This is a genomic window from Methylomonas sp. EFPC1 (assembly GCF_016925515.1).
Lineage (GTDB): Bacteria > Pseudomonadota > Gammaproteobacteria > Methylococcales > Methylomonadaceae > Methylomonas > Methylomonas defluvii.
On record NZ_CP070494.1, the window covers coordinates 349647 to 366410 of the forward strand.

The following is a 16764-nucleotide window of genomic DNA, read 5'->3' on the forward strand; positions in this document are numbered from 1 at the left end:
TCAGCTAGCAACGTATTTCGCTTCACAAGGATTAGCTATCGATCCAGCCTTACTCCAGTACACTTTACCCAAGGAGTCTTCTGGTTACTGGCTTCAGGAAATCTGTCCGATTAAAGGTCCTAACAACGCCTTTTAGAGAGATCTCGGAAAGCGCTGCGCACTTCCCTTGACCTCTCAAGGCGAACGTTAGAGCTTATCAAGGCTGGACCAATGACGATTGAGAAAGATGACTGGCGATTGAGTTTTGGCAAGGAACCATCCTTCTATAGCCACTACAAGTGGTCCCTGAAGAAATGGACAAGAACTCATCCGCAGTGGGATCACGATCATTGCGAATTCTGCTGGGAGAAAATATCGGACATTGATAGCCCAGGCATCGAACACGAGGGGTGGTCCGATGACGAGGAAACTTATTGGGTCTGTAAAACGTGTTTTGAGGATTTCAAGGAAATGTACAAATGGAGCTTAAATTGAGAACTCGTAGGACTGTAGGCTGGGTTGAACAGTGTGAAACCCAGCATTAAAGGCCTTTTGCTGGGTATCGCTATCGCTCAACCCAGCCTACAGGGCTATCGCACCTACCACATATCTACCCGATCATGATTCTCCGCGACCTCACCCAACAATACGCTTCGGAAGGCCGAATCGAAACCATCGTTTTGCGTCCGGCGCGCGGCGAGCCGGCGGTTGTGGTCGATGAAGCCCGCGCTGAGCCGGGGCGTGGATTGATTGGCGACCGGCGGGCAAACGCCGCTCGTTCCGGTAGGCAATCGTCAAAACGCGAACTGACTTTGTTTCAAGCCGAGCATTTACCCATTGTCGCCAACTGGTGTGGACTCGCGGAATTGGAACCGAGTCGGCTACGGCGCAATCTCGTGGTTTCGGGACTCAACCTTATCGGTATGCGCTCGCCGTTCCCGGATATTGTGTTGGAATGGGCCGTGGGTGATCAGGTGATTATTCAAGTCACCGGGCCTTGCGATCCGTGCTCGAAAATGGCTGCCGTATTGGGGATGGGGAGTTATAACGCGCTACGCGGACATGGTGGGATGACGGCGCGAATTTTGGCGGGTGGCGCGATTCGAGTAGGTCACCGGGTGCGCTTGAACGCGATCCGGCATGTGGAATAATGTAGGCTGGGTTGAGCAGCGCGAAACCCAGCATTGAAGGCGTTTTGCGGGGTATCGTTTCGCTCGACTCAGCCTGCAACGGTCACGCCCTTTGCCGCTGCAACACCATTGCTGTTTTGGTGAAGGCCTGCAATACCGGCCCCGCCCCGGCAATAGCCACCGCATCGACTAAGCAATACCAAGCCGCTACACCGCTAGGCGGGTTGCCTTGCGGCAGGTGCGAGGCGGGATCAATCTCGGCCCAAGCCCAAGTCCCGGCGCTGGTGCCGACGATTTCCAGCCAGGAGGTGATAAAGAACGCGCCCAAGTAAACCATGGGCGAGCGGCCTTTGAACAAGTAGCCCAAGAACACCACAAACAGCACCGCGCCGATGATGTCTAATCGCCCGAGGCCGCTCAACCCCCACGCCACCCAGGTGCCGCAAGCCGCCACAACCAAAACCGCAATGCGGCGGGCGTGTTGCTGAAATAGTCCGGAGCGGCCCAATGCGACGGCGGTGAGATACACCAGTCCGTGGCCGGCCGGTACGTAAGCCGGAACATTGCCGAAGCGGTAGATATAGCCTTTCATGTACACGGATGCGAAGTATTCGCCGATCACCGCAAAGGTTACCGCTACGGCTACTTGGGTGCGCACATATTTGCATTCGCCGCGCAACCAGGCTATCAAAAACAGCCAGCCGAAAAACGCCAGAACGTATTGCATAAATTGCGGCGCGAAGCCGTCCATCGTCAAACAGATGGTGGTGGTGACAAAGGTAAACGCGGCAATCTGATAATCGCGTTTATTGTGCTCAGCGACTGTATTGACGGCGGGGAAGTGCGGTAAGGAAAACAAACTCATGGCTTAGACAAAGGCGTAGGCGACGGCGATATAACGCAACACTTTACCTAAAAAAATCGCCAACAGCGAGGATAGGATGGAAAGGCGCAGCCAGCCGCCGGCAAAACACAGGCCGTCCCCGACCAGCGGCAGCCAGGAAAACAGCAAGGCCCAACTGCCCCAACGGCGCACGGTATTTAGCGATTTTTGATGTTGCTTGGCTAACGCTTCGGCGGGATATTTTTTGGCAGCCCATAGGCCCAGCCACCAGGTGGTCATGGCGCCCAAGGTGTTGCCGATACTGGCGATAGCGACCAACTGGCTGACGGAATGTTGTTGGCTGTTAACCAGGTAGGCCAGTACGGCTTCCGAACCGCCGGGTGCGACGGTGGACGAAATGAAAGCGCTGATAAATAATCCCAGAGGGCCGAGCGATTCTAACTGCATTTGTTTGGCTCATAAAAAAAGCCCCTGAAACTACTGTTTCAGGGGCTTTTTGCTTAGTCTTTATTTGTCCGGTAAGGCGATGACGTTTTTGCCGGATACCATTTTGATCAGCTTGCCGATCAGTTGCATGACATAGCCAACAGCGTGAGCGACTTGCTCCAGTACGGTAGCAACAATTTCGCCGGCGCTCATGCCTTTAAAGCGTTTTGCCAGCCAAGGTGCGGCAATAAAACCGATAGCCAAACCGACTACGGTGGTGCCGGAAACAATCGAATCATCGACTGCGGCAACAGGCACAGGTGCCGCTGCCACTACTGGGGCTGCCACGGGTGTGCTGGGAGCTGGCGCGTCGAGTTTAGGATCGTAGGGTCTGCCGCTGTAATCATCCGGGAAAATCGCCGCGGTTACCCCAGGAATGCTGGGCAAGTCCTCGCTGCCTTTGCCGACCTTCAATTGGGCTTTCATACCTTTTTCCATGTGTTGCGCGATGTCGCAATGCACTAAGTAGGTTTTGTCGCCCGGCGGTAGGATTAGCGTGCCGGATACTTTGCCGGGACCGCTGACTTCCAAATGGAACATGCCTTTGGGGTACAAATATTTGGGTAATCCGTGCATCATCCATTGATGACGGATTTCATCTTCATTGACGAAATGTACAGTCAGTTTGGTGCAAGGTTCGAATTGAAACTCCTGCTGATCGAACGCAAACATGGTGCCGGGGAATTTCTCGGAATATTTGTGCCCGGCATGCACGGTAATTTCCTTGGTTGCGGCAATTTTGTCGCAGCCGCCGGGCAAGGTGTCGGTGTTCTGGCCCATGACCATGCCGCCATCCATATCCATCAAATGGCCGTCGCCGTGGTTCATCATCTGATTGTGATCCTGCATTTCTTTTGCGGACGCAGCAGTCACAGATAAGGCGCAGACCAGTGTGGCAAGTGATACGAATTTGAACATTATTGCATTACCTCAAAGGGGCTTCGTGTATAGCGTGGATTATGCCGCGATAGTTCTGATTGACAAGGCTGCCGGACATGACGTTATTCCGCCGCGCAGCATAGGCGGAATAACGGTTCTTGCGGCGTAATTCTTAGATTTCTTTCGCTTTACCAATTATGCCGTCAACTTTGCGTTTGAAACCGGCGTTAGACAGATAAAGGACGTACAAGCCAGCGAACAACACCAATGCATACAAGGCATAACTACCTTTGCTGGTCGGTTGACCCGCACCGGCTTTAAAGCTCATGTGTGCATCCAATCTTTCGCCATTATCTTGCAGTAGCGTGATGTGAATCAAATGTTTGCCGGCTTCCGGCACGCCTTGTGGCAGGTTCAGAATGACGGTGCCTGATTTATGTTTTTCGGCTGCTTGGAAGAAAACCCGTTTGCCTTCAGGCTCTTTGGTCACTTCAAATTCGATAGCCATGCCGCGATAGCGTTGGTCTTGATAGTCGAAGACCAATTGAGTCAATGTGTTGATATCGGGAATATTGCCGCAGAACTCTTCAGCCGGGTAAGCGTTTGGCTGGTAGGCGGTGTAATGGATCCAGTGATCTTTTTCCAGTTCGAACTTACATTGGTCAGTATCAGTACCCGCGGCGCCACCGTGTGCCAATACTGCTGATGAAAAAATCAGGCCCAACAAGCCCAGTAAACCGTTTCTTAATATGCGAGAGCTTCTCATAAATACCCTTCCCGTGTTAATAAATGCTGTAGTTTTTATTATTTTTCATGTGGTTATACATGAACATGTTTAAATCATTGGCGAACGTAACTGCCTGATTTCGATCAAAACAGCGCTTAACTCTAGCACATCGCCCTAGCCAAAGAAAGGCTATCGTGCCGTAGTTGAGATGATCGATTCAAGCTGTAATTTTTTTTGTCAGCAATCAAAGACAATCCTTATAATGGGGTTATGAATCATCCCTTTAAATTGCCTCTGCCTGTTCAGGTCTACTGAAATATCCCCCTATCCGGTTAATTAAATAACAACAATATGTCCAAATTAATAAACTCTGCCGAATGGAATGCCGTTAAGCAACATCACCGCGAGATTGCCGGCAAATTTTGCATGAAGGATGCGTTCGATAAAGATCCGCAACGCTTCGACAAGTTTTCCGTGACATTTGGCGATTTGCTGTTCGATTTCTCTAAAAATCTAATTACCGAAGAAACTTTGCCTTTGTTGATTGAATTGGCAAGCCGCGCGGAGCTTTCCGCCAAGACCGAAGCCATGTTTTCCGGTTCCATTATTAATACCACGGAAAAACGCGCTGTCTTGCATACCGCTTTGCGCAATCGCAGCAACAAGCCGGTATTGTTTCGCGGTAAGGACGTGATGCCGGAAATTAATAAAGTGTTGGCGAAAATGCGGGTATTTACGGAACAAGTCCGTTCCGGTGCCTGGACCGGCTACACCGGCAAGACTATTACCGACATCGTCAACATCGGCATCGGCGGTTCCGATTTGGGGCCGAAAATGGTCGATACTGCATTGGCGCCTTACGGTAAAGACGGTTTGAAAGCCCACTTCGTTTCGAATGTTGATCAAACCGACATCGTGGAAACCCTGAAACCGCTCAACCCCGAGACTACCTTATTTTTGATCTCGTCAAAAACATTTACGACTCAGGAAACGATGACCAACGCCCGGTCGGCGCGTAACTGGTTTTTAAAAGCGGCGGTTGACCCGGCCAATATTTCCAAACATTTCGTGGCGATCTCGACCAATGTCGAAAAGGTCAAGGAGTTCGGTATAGACCCGGAGAACATGTTCGAGTTTTGGGACTGGGTCGGCGGCCGTTATTCCCTGTGGTCCGTGATCGGCATGTCCATTGCCCTATACATAGGCATGGACAATTTCGAAGAATTGCTGATGGGCGCGCATATCGCAGACGAACATTTCCGCAGTGCGCCATTCGAAAAAAACATCCCGGTCATCATGGGCTTGCTGGGCATCTGGTACAACAACTTTTTCGAAGCGGAAACCTACGCGATTCTGCCGTACGCGCAGTCCTTGAAATATTTTGCCGATTATTTCCAGCAGGGCGACATGGAAAGTAACGGCAAAAGTGCTACCATCAACGGTGAAAAAGTCGATTACAACACCGGTCCGATTATCTGGGGCCAACCCGGTACAAATGGTCAGCATGCCTTTTTCCAATTGATCCATCAGGGCACCAAGCTGATTCCCGGCGATTTCTTGGCGGCCGCGCAAAGCCAATACGACCTACCCGACCACCACGATATTCTGATTTCCAACTTCCTGGCCCAAGCCGAAGCGCTGATGCGCGGTAAAACCGAGGCGGAGGTTAGGGAGGATTTAAGCCATGAACCCAATCTGGATGACGCCCTGATTGCCTCCAAAATCTTCGAAGGCAACAAGCCATCCAACTCGTTTTTATTCAAAAAGCTGACCCCCAGAACCTTGGGTACTTTGATTGCGTTTTACGAACACAAAATCTTCGTACAAGGCGTGATCTGGAATATCAATTCCTTTGATCAAATGGGTGTGGAATTGGGGAAAGTGTTAGCGCGGGCGATTCTGCCGCAGCTGAAAAACGACGAGATGGTCACAGACCACGACAGCTCCACCAACGGCTTGATCAACGCTTATAAACGCCTGCGCAAATAAGCTTACACAGTAGGCTGTTTTAGAAAACGCACATTCTGTCTTTGGTGGGCAAGCCGTTTTCTAAACCTGAAGGTTGCAGCATATTTTCGCAGCCTTCAGGTGTCTTAACCCATTCAAGCATGCTCTGTCTGGTTAACCTTCCGGGTCGCGCCGCTCACAGGCGCACAAATTGATAAAAACAAAAGCTAGGCTGAGTTACTACTGAGCATAATCCCGCTTAGGGTAACGCATTAGGCTTGGTGTCATTCGGCTGTTTGCTCAACAAGACTTCGTGGATTGCGGAAATGACGGACTCCGGCTTCTCCAGTGGAATGACGTGACCGCTATCTACCCAGCGTTGAATTGCCCCCGGATATAGCCGCGCAATATCCTTGCGTTTTTGATTGGCGTCGAGCGCCAGCTCAGAGGTATCCTTAAGAGGTTGCGCAGCGCTCAGCACTATGATCGGTCCGCCGCTATAGGGCGGGGCGGCCAATACTTCGTCACCGGTCAGGTCCAGAGCGGCCAGCTCTTGTTCGGCAGTTGCCGATGTCATCAAATCGAACAGCCAGCGCACCCAGAGCGGCCAGTTCTCGATTGCCCCGGCGCCTTTGAGTTGAGCAGGATGAGTGGAATCAACCAGAATCAAGGCCGCCACTTCATCTGGATGATGCCGGGCATACCATTGCATATACAGCCCGCCCAGCGAATGCCCCACCAGCACATAAGGCGGCGTTAGGCCTTGGCTGACAAGCAATCCGCGCAACTCTTCGACAATATGCCGGCCGTCCCTCGCAGTGGCCGCCTCTTCGCTATTCCCGTAGCCGGCACGGTTGTAAACCAAGGCCGTGTTATCGCGCGCTATCGTCGGATAAATTTCTGCCCACCCTTCTAAAGCCCCGCCCAGTCCGTTTTCGAAGATGACTGGTACAGTCTGGTGTTTGCTAAGCGCAAATTCCACCTGCCGGCCGGCGACTTCTGCCGTTGTTATGGCGGGGATGGTGGCGGCGCAGCCGCTTAGCGCGATTAGCCATAGCAGAAAATTGACCGTTATGGATGGTCTAAATTTCATCGGCCGCTTCCTCTGTCAGTTGAATTAGCGCTGGGTGTGCTTCACGATGGTTATTCCTGGGGAAATTACAGGGGGCGATGATTTTGCCGACGCTTGCCGCGAGCCAGCAAACCGGCCAGACCCGCGCCGAACAGCCAAGCGGCGCCGGGCAGCGGTACCGCCGCGACATCGCCGTCGCGCACCGCCCAGACGTAATAATTGGTGCCTTTGCTGATGTAGTTTTGCATGCCGGTTGCGGTGCTCAGGTACCAGGCTTTGCTGGCGTCGCCAGCGTAACTGGTGCCTAGCCAATAACCAAAGGATTGAATATGGCTGAACAGACTTTCGTCGGCGGCAGTTGCCGGATCGTCGACGATGCCGTAGCCGGACTGCGGCCCGCCACGCGAATCGAGGGAGCCTTTGTTACCGAAGTCGCCGTAATAAAGATGCGCGAGCTCCGAACTGGCCGTGGAGACGTTGAATCCGCAATCGCTACCGCTGTATCCATAGTCGCAACCGGGCACGCCCAGGTCGTTGAAGGTCGGCAAGCGCCAATCGCTGTAGGTGGTGCCGCGCACGCTGTCCGAGTAGCTGAGACCGTCCACCCAGGCCACGGCGTTTTGCCAGCTCATCTTGCCTTCGGCGTCGAAGCCGCTGGTTTTGGCGTAATTGGCGTCCGCCAGCCAGGTGACGTTTTGCGCGCTATCGTAGATCAGGCCGCCGCCGCGGTCGAACAACTGGGCTTCGGCGCTACCCGTCGCTAGCGTGCAGAGCGCGGATAACCCGGCGCATATAGCTTTATGTTTCATCATTTTTTTCCAAAAAGTTAGTTATCGAAGGCATGTAAATACTCGTAAACCTGCCTAGCGGCACCGAGCTTAAGGAGCATTATCGGAAGGTGCGTGTAGCCAGGGAACCCTACCGGAGTAGGGTGTTGGCGCGTTAGGAAGTTTTGTTAACATGTATTTTTAATTCAACTATTAGAGCGATAATTTCAAGAGGAATTTACAATGAAACGCAGTCTGAAATGCCTTGCCCTGGGCTTAATGCTGCCGGTATTACCGGCACACGCCAGTGTTTTGTATACTCTGGTGGATCTCATGCCGGAGAGCCCGTTAGTCAATTCGGGGGCGCGCGCTGTCAGCGATACCGGGCATGTTCTGGGTTTTACGGGGGATGGTGAAAGCTTTGTTTACAAAAACAATAGTGTGAGCTGGCTGTCCGTACCCAGATATGCAAACCCTACCGGGATCAATTCAAGCGGTGTGGTGGTGGGCAATTCTGCCGGGCGCGGCATAGTGCACAGTAATGGTGTCACCCAAATAATCGGTGGTTTCAGCGGCAGTCCTTATTCCAGTGTGGCCTACGGCATCAATGACGCCGGGCAAATAGTCGGCAGTGCATGGAATGCCGAGGGCAATCAACGAGCCACTATTGCCGGTAACGGCAGCTTGACTGATCTGGGAACCTTGAATGGTGGCCAATGGAGTGCGGGGAATGCGATCAACAATAGTGGTCAGGTCACTGGCGAGAGTCAAACGCCTAATGGAGGTCACGCTTTTATTACCCGTAATGGTCAAATGGTGGATCTGGGCGCTTTTGCCTGGGGTGTCAGCAGAGGTTATGCCATCAACGACCTCGGTCAGGTGGCCGGCACATCCCATGTCACCAACAATGAAAAGCACGCTTTCATTACAACGCTTGATGACCACATGGTTGATATAGGTTTGTCCGGCTATAGCAGCGAGGCATTCGGTATCAATAATGCCGGACAAGCCGTGGGATATTTCGGCGACAATTTTGGTGGATCCAAACGTGCGTTCGTTACACTCAATGGCGTCATGACAGACTTGAACACACTGATTGCAGCCAATATCGGTTGGACGCTGATGACGGCTTACGATGTCAACAATAGTGGACAAATCGTTGGGGTGGGGATCACCGCGAACGGCGTGCAACGGGCCTTTCTATTAAATCCGATTGCTGCTGTGCCCATACCCGGCGCCATCTGGTTGTTTGGTTCTGCTTTACTCGGTTTCGTTCCGCTGCGCCTGCGGGCTCGATTCTGAAAGCGCATGGAGGTTGTGGAGCTAACGCTTAGCTGCAACTTGGACAAGCAGCTCGTTACCCGGATTTAGCAAGGTTGCCGGGATTCTGAAGACGCGACAATTGGCTGCGCCTGCAAAAAAACAACCCATAACACCGCGTTAATCTCGAGCGCTTTGGCCTCTGGAAGCCACCAAAGCGCCTTTGCTTACCTGCGTTAGGCATATTTTTCGCTCCTGTGCCCAGCGCTTCTATCAATCGGAGCGCTGGAGAATCAAAATGCTGCAAAAATTTGTAACGGTAACTTTCTTCTTGATCCTTTCCGGCTGTGCCACAACGGCAAGCAACCCTCCCGCCCAGGGAAGCAACAAAGCGGAAGGCAAAATATCAATGGCGATTGGCCGTGAAATGGGCAACTTCAAAATCACCCATTCACAGGCAACCGAAGCCCCCGCCGGTTATAACGGCATGCAGTACACCGTTAAAACTGACGACGGGGCGACCTTTAAATGTGAGATTTTAGAGCCGTCGGGGTTTGGTAAATTCGCGACCTGGGGCATGGCAAGCGGAGCGGACGCCATGTGCACCGATTTCACCAAAGGATCGAGCGACGTAGGCAAAACCAACAAGGCAAGTTGCAACGCTTTGCTGCAGGCGGCGGGCAAATGCTGAAGTAAGACTCGACACGGAGCTCAAGGCGACGCTCCGTGCTCCTTTGCCGCAGTGCCGATGGCTAGCGGAAGGTTATAAAACCGCATGTTAACGAAGGAGTATCCGGACACGAAAACCTGACTAACGGCGCCAAGGCTGGGCGGCAACAGAATCGGAATAGCAAAATGGAAAAGCTTTTTTCTAATCCTCGCCAAGATGGGGCGGTTTGCTTCTCGGACATCAGTCCAAACGGTCAACTACGCCTACTGGACTTGAGTTTCGGGCGTATCGCCTTCGGTTTTGGCTTGATCCCCGTGGTAGCGGCACCGTTTATTGTCTGGCTGCATCAAATCGACCGGGACGCTCGCGCCTTTTGGGCTTGGGCCAGTATTTTTACATTGGTGGCGCTGGCCGTCCGTCTGTTGTTCCGCCGCTATCGGCGCGACGGCGCACAACTGGGCGCCGAACGGGCAATGCACCATTGGCTGCGCAAGGTGCATGCGCTGGCGCTGCTTTACGGGTTCAGCCTGTCGGTACCGGTGATGATTATGTGCAGCGGCGACTATCCCTTTGAGTTTGCGATGCTGTTTCTGGTCACCTGCGCGTCGATAGTGGCGGGCAACGCCACCCACCAGTCGCCTATCCTGAGTGCTTTCCAACGTTTCTTCGCTGCCAGTTGGGGCGTCTCGACACTGCTAATGCCGTGGGTATTTCCAGCTCATTGGCCCTACGTGATGCCGCTGACTGCGCTCTACATTCTGTCGATTTACAAACACGCGGTGCTCGTGCACCGGTTTTTTTTGCAACAGATATTCCTGGAAGAAGGCTACCGCGCCGCCAAGGATCTAGCCGAAGCCGCCTTACGCGCCAAAAACCAGTTCCTGACCACGGCCAGCCACGACTTGCGCCAGCCGGTGCATGCCATGGGCTTTTTGATCGAATCCATTTCCCGCCGCAACCGGGATTTACTGTTAGGCCCAGCCTTACAGGATTTGCGGCAAAGCGTGCAGTCGGTCACGCAGATGTTCAACTCGCTGTTGGATTTGTCCAGGATCGAGCTGGGCGCCCAGCCGGTCAATCTACAAACCGTGGCCTTGGACCCGTTGATGAACGACGTCGCGACGCTGTTCAGGGAAGAAGCCCGCGTCCGCCAAATCGAGCTGCGCGTGCGCACCAGCGCCGGTAAAGCCTCGGTGCGCGCCGACCCGCTATTGCTGCGCCAGTCGATGATCAACCTGATGCAGAATGCCTTGCGTTATACCCAAAGCGGCGGCGTGCTGATGGCGGCTCGCCGCCGCCGCGACGCCTGGCAGTTCGAGGTCTGGGATACCGGGGTCGGCATCGCGGAAGATGACCAACAGCGGATTTACTCGCCGTTCTTCCGCCCCGAACATGCTTGGCGGATAGACAACGCCGGTCACGGCTTGGGTTTGGCGGTGGTGGCGCGCTGCGCGGATTTGATGGGCGCCAGCCAGGGCTTGAGTTCGCGGGAAGGCCGAGGCTCGCGGTTTTGGCTACGGCTGCCGTCCGCGCGCATCGAGGAGCGGCGCGCGGTGGCGCGCGACCGGGACTTTGCGCCGGCCGGCCGTGGCGAAATGCTGAGCGGCCGTTGTCTGGTGATCGACGACGAACCGCAAGTGCGCAACGCCTGGCAAGCCTTATTGAATTCGTGGGGCGTGGAAACGGCTTGCGCCGCGTCCGCCAACGACGCTTTGGCCTTGCTCGATGCCGGCTTCGAACCGCAGGCCATCTTTTGCGACCAGCGCCTGCGCGCCGGCGAAAGCGGCTTCGAGTTGTTTCAAGCCTTGCTGGAGCGCTGCCCAGACGCCGCCGGGGCGATGATCAGCGGCGAATTCGATTCGACGGCCCTGGCCCAAGCCGAGCAGGAAGGTTACCTGATACTGCATAAGCCCTTGGACCCGGAGGCCTTGTACGCCGTGCTGAGCCGGCTATTGCCATCCAATCCGCTAACAGGGATAGCCAAGAAAAATGCAATCGCCTAACAATAGTCTTGCCGGATGGCTGGGGCTGGCTTCCTCAGGTCTGTTGGCTTGGGGTAACTGGCACTACGCCCAAACGCTCCCCAACTACGACGCCATGCGCCAGACCATTAGCGAATTGGCTGCGTTCGGGACACCCTTGGCGGACCCAATCAATTACGGACTTTTCCTGCCGGTGGGCTTGATGCAATGGCTGGCGCTGGCCTGCCAGTACCGCACGCTCAAGCAGAACTCCACGCTACTCCGGGGCTTACTGGCGTTTTCCTGGGTGGGAACGGCTTATGTCTTTTGCGCGCTATTCCCGTGCGATCCCGGCTCTCCGCTGATGGGCTCCTGGCGCCAGCAAATTCATAACCTGTTCGGTGCGCTTGAATATCTGGGAGGCGGTTATGGCTTGCTGCTGTTTGGGCGTATTCCCGGCTCCCGCATCGCCATCCCTTTGAAAATTTCCGGCGTGCTGGTACTGACGGTTCTGGTGTTGCTGGCCATCCCTTTTCTGGCGGACTACAGGGGCCTGATTCAACGCATTGCCGAAAGCGTGTTGTTCGGCTGGTTGACGTTAGCGAGTGCTGTGCAATTGGCCCGCCTCTATATTGACCCCATTGCAATCGCAAGGTAACCGAATAAAAGGCGCAAGTGGTATTAAACGTTACACGACCTTGACTCTAACCAGGCTTTTTTCGTAAAGCTACCAAGCGGAAAAAAGTCCTTCATCGGGCGGTCGATAAAGCAAGCGATGCAACCGACATCTAGCTCGGGTGCGCTTAGTGGCCTAGCCATCAATGCCAAAAATCATGCAACTTCATCGAGCCGACCGATGGCGCTAATGTTTGCCGACAACCTGCTGTAGACGTCGAGCGAATTCGATGGATTTGCCGTCGGCTGGCAGCGAGTCCGGTAAATAAATCTTAGCGTTCCAAATACTGCCATCATCCGCCTCTTTACTCATACATTGCTTTTTGCCATCCGCGTTGACGACGCATCGGCGCTGGTAACCGTTGGGAAGCGTATAGGTTTCCGATTCTTGTACGGGCCTGCTATCCGGCGCCTTAAGATTTTCCGGGGCAACCGCCAATTTGCGGCGATCAAACTTATTTCCCCCTGCAAGTTCGGACGATTCTCGGGCGACTTGGCGCATATCGTCCAATACCTTGGATAGGTCGAGTTTGGCAGACTCGGGGTGTGCAGGATTCGCAGCCCCGTCGGTCCGCGGCGCGGCGTTGTTCGTTTGCCTCGGCGAAGAGCCGCCATGATCCGGCAAAATCGGCGCCGGCTTTGGTGGCGTCCTCGATCTGCCTCCAGCCAACCTGGGCGGCGGGCTTAGCGGCAACTGATTTTGCCTGCCTTGTTCCGCTAAGCGTAGGATCTTGAATTCCACCGATAGCGCTGTCAAACGGTCCGCCGATTTTCTCGGCCGGTCTATATCGGTCAACGTCAACACTATCCCAAGATGTATCGACAGAGAGACGATCAGGCATAAGACAAACTTGCGTGGCGCCGATTTGATCATTGGCATCAGCTATTGCCATTCTTGTAATGTATTACTAAACAGCGCGTTGGTCTCGGAAGATGGTTTTCGACTGGGCAAAAACAATAGATCGAGTTAACCATGGCGGGTAAAACCCAATCGACCTAACTGGCTAGTTGGCTCGCGAGCTCACCCCGATAAACGCCTGATCGCTTCGGACATCGCATTTGAGCAAATAGGTTTGGCCTGCTTGTAAAACCAGGGTTTTCTTGGGTCTATGACTCGAAAATCCTTTAAAGCAATAGACTTGAATGTCGTACTCTCCAGGCAAGACATGAATCTCGCTGGGGTAGTCCGTAAAACCCGGCCAGCCAAATGCCTTTTGTTCGCCCGCGCCGTTGGCTTCAATCTTCGTATAGCCGATGATGGTCGCGTGATAGGCATCGGCAAAAGGGGTGCCCACAACACTTTGGATTACCGCAATCTCGTCAGCGCTAAGCGTGTCGCCCGCATATTGTTTGGCTGGCGTCATAAAACCGCATGAACAGAGCATGGACGTGGCAATCATGGTCATAACATTTTTCATGGATTCTCCTTGTCATTGCCGCGCAAACGTAAAGCATGCCCACCAAGGGTTAAAACAACCATAACCGGTAACAATGGAAAGTACGTTTTCATAGCGTCGCCTCTTTTTAATTGATAAACCTAAGGTTGATGTAACGGCATCGAATGTCTTATAAAACTCGTCATGGGCTGCTTTTATTGATTAATAAATCAGTGAGATCAAAAAGCGTTCTCCAAACAGCCGTTTTGCAGGGATGAAAATGCCCGGAACCCCGATGGACGGCGACGAGCCTGGGCAGCATTATCGGAAGCGCGGTGCGGCGGCGTAACCCTACCGTAGTAGGGTATTGGGGCGCATCGGCTGTTTGTTAAGATGTAATTATTTTGCATGTTTTAGCGATAGCCTGGTTCGACGCAAAATGCCGAACCAGGCTATCGACCATTAGGGAGAGTTGAGCGTGACAAATTCGGCTAGTGCGTTGGTTATCGACGACCATCCGCTGTCGGCGAGCGGTATCGCCGATTTTTTGCTATCGCATTGCGGCTTCGGTCAGGCTCGGCCGGTATCCAGCATCGCCGAGTTTTGGGCGATTCTCGATGCCGCCCAGCCGCCGTCGTTGGCCGTGGTGGATTTTTGGCTGCCGGAAGGTGCGTCGCTGCCGTTGCTAGTGCAAATGAAACGCCAGTACCCGGCGACACGTTTGCTGGCAATCAGCGCGGACGACAATTCGGCCGTGTCGGACAAGGCACGCGAGGCCGGCGCCGACGGCTTTCTGCACAAGCAGGAAGCGCCGGAGATTTTCGGCCGTGCCGTGGCCGCGTTGCTGCGGGGTGACACTTGGTTTCACAGCGGTCCATTTGCCGTGACAGGCAGCAATCAGCCGCTCAAGGAACTGCCGGTCACCGCCGCCGAGCTGGGTTTGACCGCCCGCCAAGGCCAGGTGCTGGCGATGATGCTGAAAGGCTTGCCCAACAAACGCATCGCCTTGAACCTGTCGCTGTCCGAGCAAACCGTCAAGGAGCACGTCACCGGTATTCTGGAGCGGCTGGGGGCCCGCAACCGGATCGAGGTGATTACCATGCTGCGCGGCAAAAAGCTGGAAGGCTCCTGATGCAAGCCACACTGGCCGATTCAACGGACAGCAAGCCGCTGCGCTTTGCCGACATCAGCCCGGCCGGCCAAGCTCGATTGCTGGACATGACGCATAACCGGCTGGTGTACGGGATCACCATTATCCCGTTTGTAGGCTTGCCCTTCGTGTATTGGAAGCATCAACTCGATCAAGACGTCTTGGGATTGCTGGCGTGGACGGTGTCGTATTTTCTGGTCGTGCTTGCCGTGCGCCTGCAACAGCGGCAATACTTGCGTGACAGGGCCAGCCTTGATCCGCATGCGGCAGTCGCCCATTGGCTACCCATCATTTTGCGCATGGCCTTGGCGCATGGGCTCGGCTTGGCGGCGCTGGTGCTTATCATCGCCGGTCGGGTCCCGTTCGAATATACCTTGCTGCTTTACATGAGTTTGGCGGCAATCATGGCGGCTAACGCCACCCACCAATCACCGGTATTCAGTGCGTTTCAGCGGTTTTTCGGTGCCGCTTGGGGCGGTTGCACACTGTTGACCCCATGGGCGTTTCCCGAGCATTGGCACTTAATCATGCCTCTGTGCGTCAGTTACGTCTTATCGATACACCGGCACTCGTCGATTGCCCATGGCTTTTTCCTGCAGCAAATAAAACTGGAAGAAGATAGCGCCAAGTTGGCCGAGAATTATCGGCGCGCCAAGGAGGAAGCCGAAGCCGCCTTACGCGCCAAAAACCAATTCCTGACCACGGCCAGCCACGACTTGCGCCAGCCGGTGCATGCCATGGGTTTTTTAATAGAATCGATTTCTCGCCGCAATCAGGAACCGAGTTTGCAGCCTGCATTGCAAGATCTGCAACAAAGCGTGCAATCGATTACACAGATGTTCAATTCGTTGCTGGATTTGTCCAGGATCGAGCTGGGCGCCCAGCCGGTCAATCTGCAAACCGTGGCGCTGGACCCGCTGATGAACGATGTCGCCACGTTGTTTCGTGAAGAGGCCCGCTCACGGCAAATCGATCTTAGAGTGCGGTTGAGCGGCGGCCGGGCCTTAGTCACCGCGGATGCCATGTTGTTGCGCCAGTCTATGATCAACCTGATGCAAAATGCCTTGCGCTATACCCAGCAAGGCGGGGTGCTGATGGCGGCGCGGTGGCGCAGTGCTTGCTGGCAGTTCGAGGTCTGGGATACCGGCGTCGGCATCGCCGAAGATGATCAACAGCGTATCTATTCGCCGTTCTTCCGCCCCGAACATGCCTGGCGCATCGACAACGCCGGACACGGTTTGGGTTTGGCGGTAGTGGCGCGTTGCGCGGATTTGATGGGCGCCAGCCAGGGCTTGAGTTCGCGGGAAGGCCGCGGTTCACGCTTCTGGTTGCGATTGCCGGCCGCCGCTCCCAGCCACGAGCGGTGGGCTATGGCGGCTGACCAGCCCGTCGCACCGGTCGAGCAAGCCGCAACGCTGAGCGGCCGCTGTCTGGTGATCGACGACGAACCGCAAGTGCGCAACGCCTGGCAAGCCTTATTGAATTCGTGGGGCGTTGAAACGGCGTGCGCCGCCTCCGCCAACGATGCATTGGCCTTGCTCGATGCCGGCTTTGAACCGCAGGCCATCTTTTGCGACCAGCGCCTGCGCTCCGGCGAAAGCGGTTTCGAGTTGCTGCAAGCCTTGCTGGAACGCTGCCCGGATGCCGCCGGGGCGATGGTCAGCGGCGAATTCAATTCCCCGGCTTTGGCCCAAGCCGAGCAGGAAGGTTACTTGGTGCTGCATAAGCCTTTGGACCCTGTGGCGTTACATGCCCTGCTGAGCCGGCTATTGCCGGCGGCCGACAATAACTACTCGTAAAAGACGCCAATTCGACAATCCCAAGCCTCAACAAATGGCGTT

Annotated in this window: 17 protein-coding genes; 9 read left to right on the forward strand and 8 right to left on the reverse strand. The window is 54.5% G+C overall.

Annotated elements, in window-relative coordinates:
- The first annotated feature begins 210 nt into the window (after nt 1-210).
- Both JWZ98_RS01580 and JWZ98_RS01585 read left to right on the forward strand, forming a co-directional pair.
- Nucleotides 211-474, forward strand: a complete 264-nt coding sequence (locus JWZ98_RS01580; RefSeq protein ID WP_205452777.1) for a hypothetical protein — start codon at nt 211-213, stop codon at nt 472-474.
- A gap of 125 nt (nt 475-599) precedes the next feature.
- Nucleotides 600-1130, forward strand: coding sequence for an MOSC domain-containing protein (locus tag JWZ98_RS01585; RefSeq protein ID WP_205452778.1), 531 nt, complete (start codon nt 600-602; stop codon nt 1128-1130).
- Nucleotides 1131-1212: 82 nt separating this feature from the next.
- On the opposite strand, the gene JWZ98_RS01590 is transcribed toward JWZ98_RS01585, so the two are convergent.
- The 4 genes from JWZ98_RS01590 to JWZ98_RS01605 all read right to left on the reverse strand — a co-directional run bounded on the left by JWZ98_RS01590 (nt 1213) and on the right by JWZ98_RS01605 (nt 4084).
- A complete protein-coding gene (locus JWZ98_RS01590) occupies nt 1213-1974 on the reverse strand; it encodes a hypothetical protein (protein WP_205452780.1) in 762 nt (253 codons plus the stop codon).
- A 3-nt stretch (nt 1975-1977) separates the two neighbouring features.
- On the reverse strand, nt 1978-2400 hold the full coding sequence (locus tag JWZ98_RS01595) for a YqaA family protein (protein WP_033158518.1): 423 nt from the start codon (nt 2398-2400) through the stop codon (nt 1978-1980).
- 60 nt (nt 2401-2460) lie between these two features.
- A complete protein-coding gene (locus tag JWZ98_RS01600) occupies nt 2461-3357 on the reverse strand; it encodes a multicopper oxidase (protein WP_033158519.1) in 897 nt (298 codons plus the stop codon).
- Between the two features lie 133 nt (nt 3358-3490).
- Nucleotides 3491-4084, reverse strand: a complete 594-nt coding sequence (locus tag JWZ98_RS01605) for a hypothetical protein (RefSeq protein ID WP_205452782.1) — start codon at nt 4082-4084, stop codon at nt 3491-3493.
- Between the two features lie 312 nt (nt 4085-4396).
- Here JWZ98_RS01605 and pgi point away from each other — a divergent pair, with 312 nt between their 5' ends.
- Nucleotides 4397-6034, forward strand: a complete 1638-nt coding sequence (gene pgi / locus JWZ98_RS01610) for a glucose-6-phosphate isomerase (RefSeq protein WP_171696783.1) — start codon at nt 4397-4399, stop codon at nt 6032-6034.
- Nucleotides 6035-6251: 217 nt separating this feature from the next.
- Here the strand turns inward: pgi and JWZ98_RS01615 are convergent, their stop codons facing one another.
- Nucleotides 6252-7085: an alpha/beta hydrolase gene (locus JWZ98_RS01615; protein ID WP_033158522.1), complete on the reverse strand. Its 834-nt coding sequence runs from the start codon at nt 7083-7085 to the stop codon at nt 6252-6254.
- Between the two features lie 65 nt (nt 7086-7150).
- Nucleotides 7151-7876 carry a DUF1566 domain-containing protein gene (locus JWZ98_RS01620; RefSeq protein WP_084153405.1) on the reverse strand — a complete coding sequence of 242 codons (726 nt, stop codon included), beginning with the start codon at nt 7874-7876 and terminating at the stop codon, nt 7151-7153.
- A gap of 198 nt (nt 7877-8074) precedes the next feature.
- Between JWZ98_RS01620 and JWZ98_RS01625 the strand changes: the two genes are divergently transcribed.
- The 4 genes from JWZ98_RS01625 to JWZ98_RS01640 all read left to right on the forward strand — a co-directional run bounded on the left by JWZ98_RS01625 (nt 8075) and on the right by JWZ98_RS01640 (nt 12380).
- Nucleotides 8075-9133 (forward strand): hypothetical protein, encoded by a 1059-nt coding sequence (locus tag JWZ98_RS01625; RefSeq protein WP_205452783.1) that lies wholly within the window; start codon nt 8075-8077, stop codon nt 9131-9133.
- Nucleotides 9134-9389: 256 nt separating this feature from the next.
- Nucleotides 9390-9782, forward strand: a complete 393-nt coding sequence (locus JWZ98_RS01630) for a hypothetical protein (RefSeq protein ID WP_051670333.1) — start codon at nt 9390-9392, stop codon at nt 9780-9782.
- A gap of 164 nt (nt 9783-9946) precedes the next feature.
- A complete protein-coding gene (locus JWZ98_RS01635) occupies nt 9947-11764 on the forward strand; it encodes a hybrid sensor histidine kinase/response regulator (protein WP_205452784.1) in 1818 nt (605 codons plus the stop codon).
- Nucleotides 11751-12380 (forward strand): DUF998 domain-containing protein, encoded by a 630-nt coding sequence (locus tag JWZ98_RS01640; RefSeq protein ID WP_205452785.1) that lies wholly within the window; start codon nt 11751-11753, stop codon nt 12378-12380. The genes JWZ98_RS01635 and JWZ98_RS01640 overlap by 14 nt, the downstream gene beginning before the upstream one ends.
- Before the next feature lie 204 nt (nt 12381-12584).
- Here the strand turns inward: JWZ98_RS01640 and JWZ98_RS01645 are convergent, their stop codons facing one another.
- A complete protein-coding gene (locus tag JWZ98_RS01645; RefSeq protein ID WP_205452786.1) occupies nt 12585-13277 on the reverse strand; it encodes a hypothetical protein in 693 nt (230 codons plus the stop codon).
- 124 nt (nt 13278-13401) lie between these two features.
- The gene (locus JWZ98_RS01650; RefSeq protein WP_205452787.1) at nt 13402-13815 is read right to left on the reverse strand and encodes a hypothetical protein; all 414 of its coding nucleotides are present in this window, start codon (nt 13813-13815) and stop codon (nt 13402-13404) included.
- 436 nt (nt 13816-14251) lie between these two features.
- On the opposite strand from JWZ98_RS01650, the gene JWZ98_RS01655 reads away from it, so the two are divergent.
- Entirely contained in the window at nt 14252-14905 is a 654-nt protein-coding gene (locus tag JWZ98_RS01655; protein WP_033158526.1) for a response regulator transcription factor, read from the forward strand.
- On the forward strand, nt 14905-16722 hold the full coding sequence (locus JWZ98_RS01660) for a hybrid sensor histidine kinase/response regulator (protein WP_033158527.1): 1818 nt from the start codon (nt 14905-14907) through the stop codon (nt 16720-16722). Before JWZ98_RS01655 ends, JWZ98_RS01660 begins: the two co-directional genes overlap by 1 nt.
- Nucleotides 16723-16764: the final 42 nt, after the last annotated feature.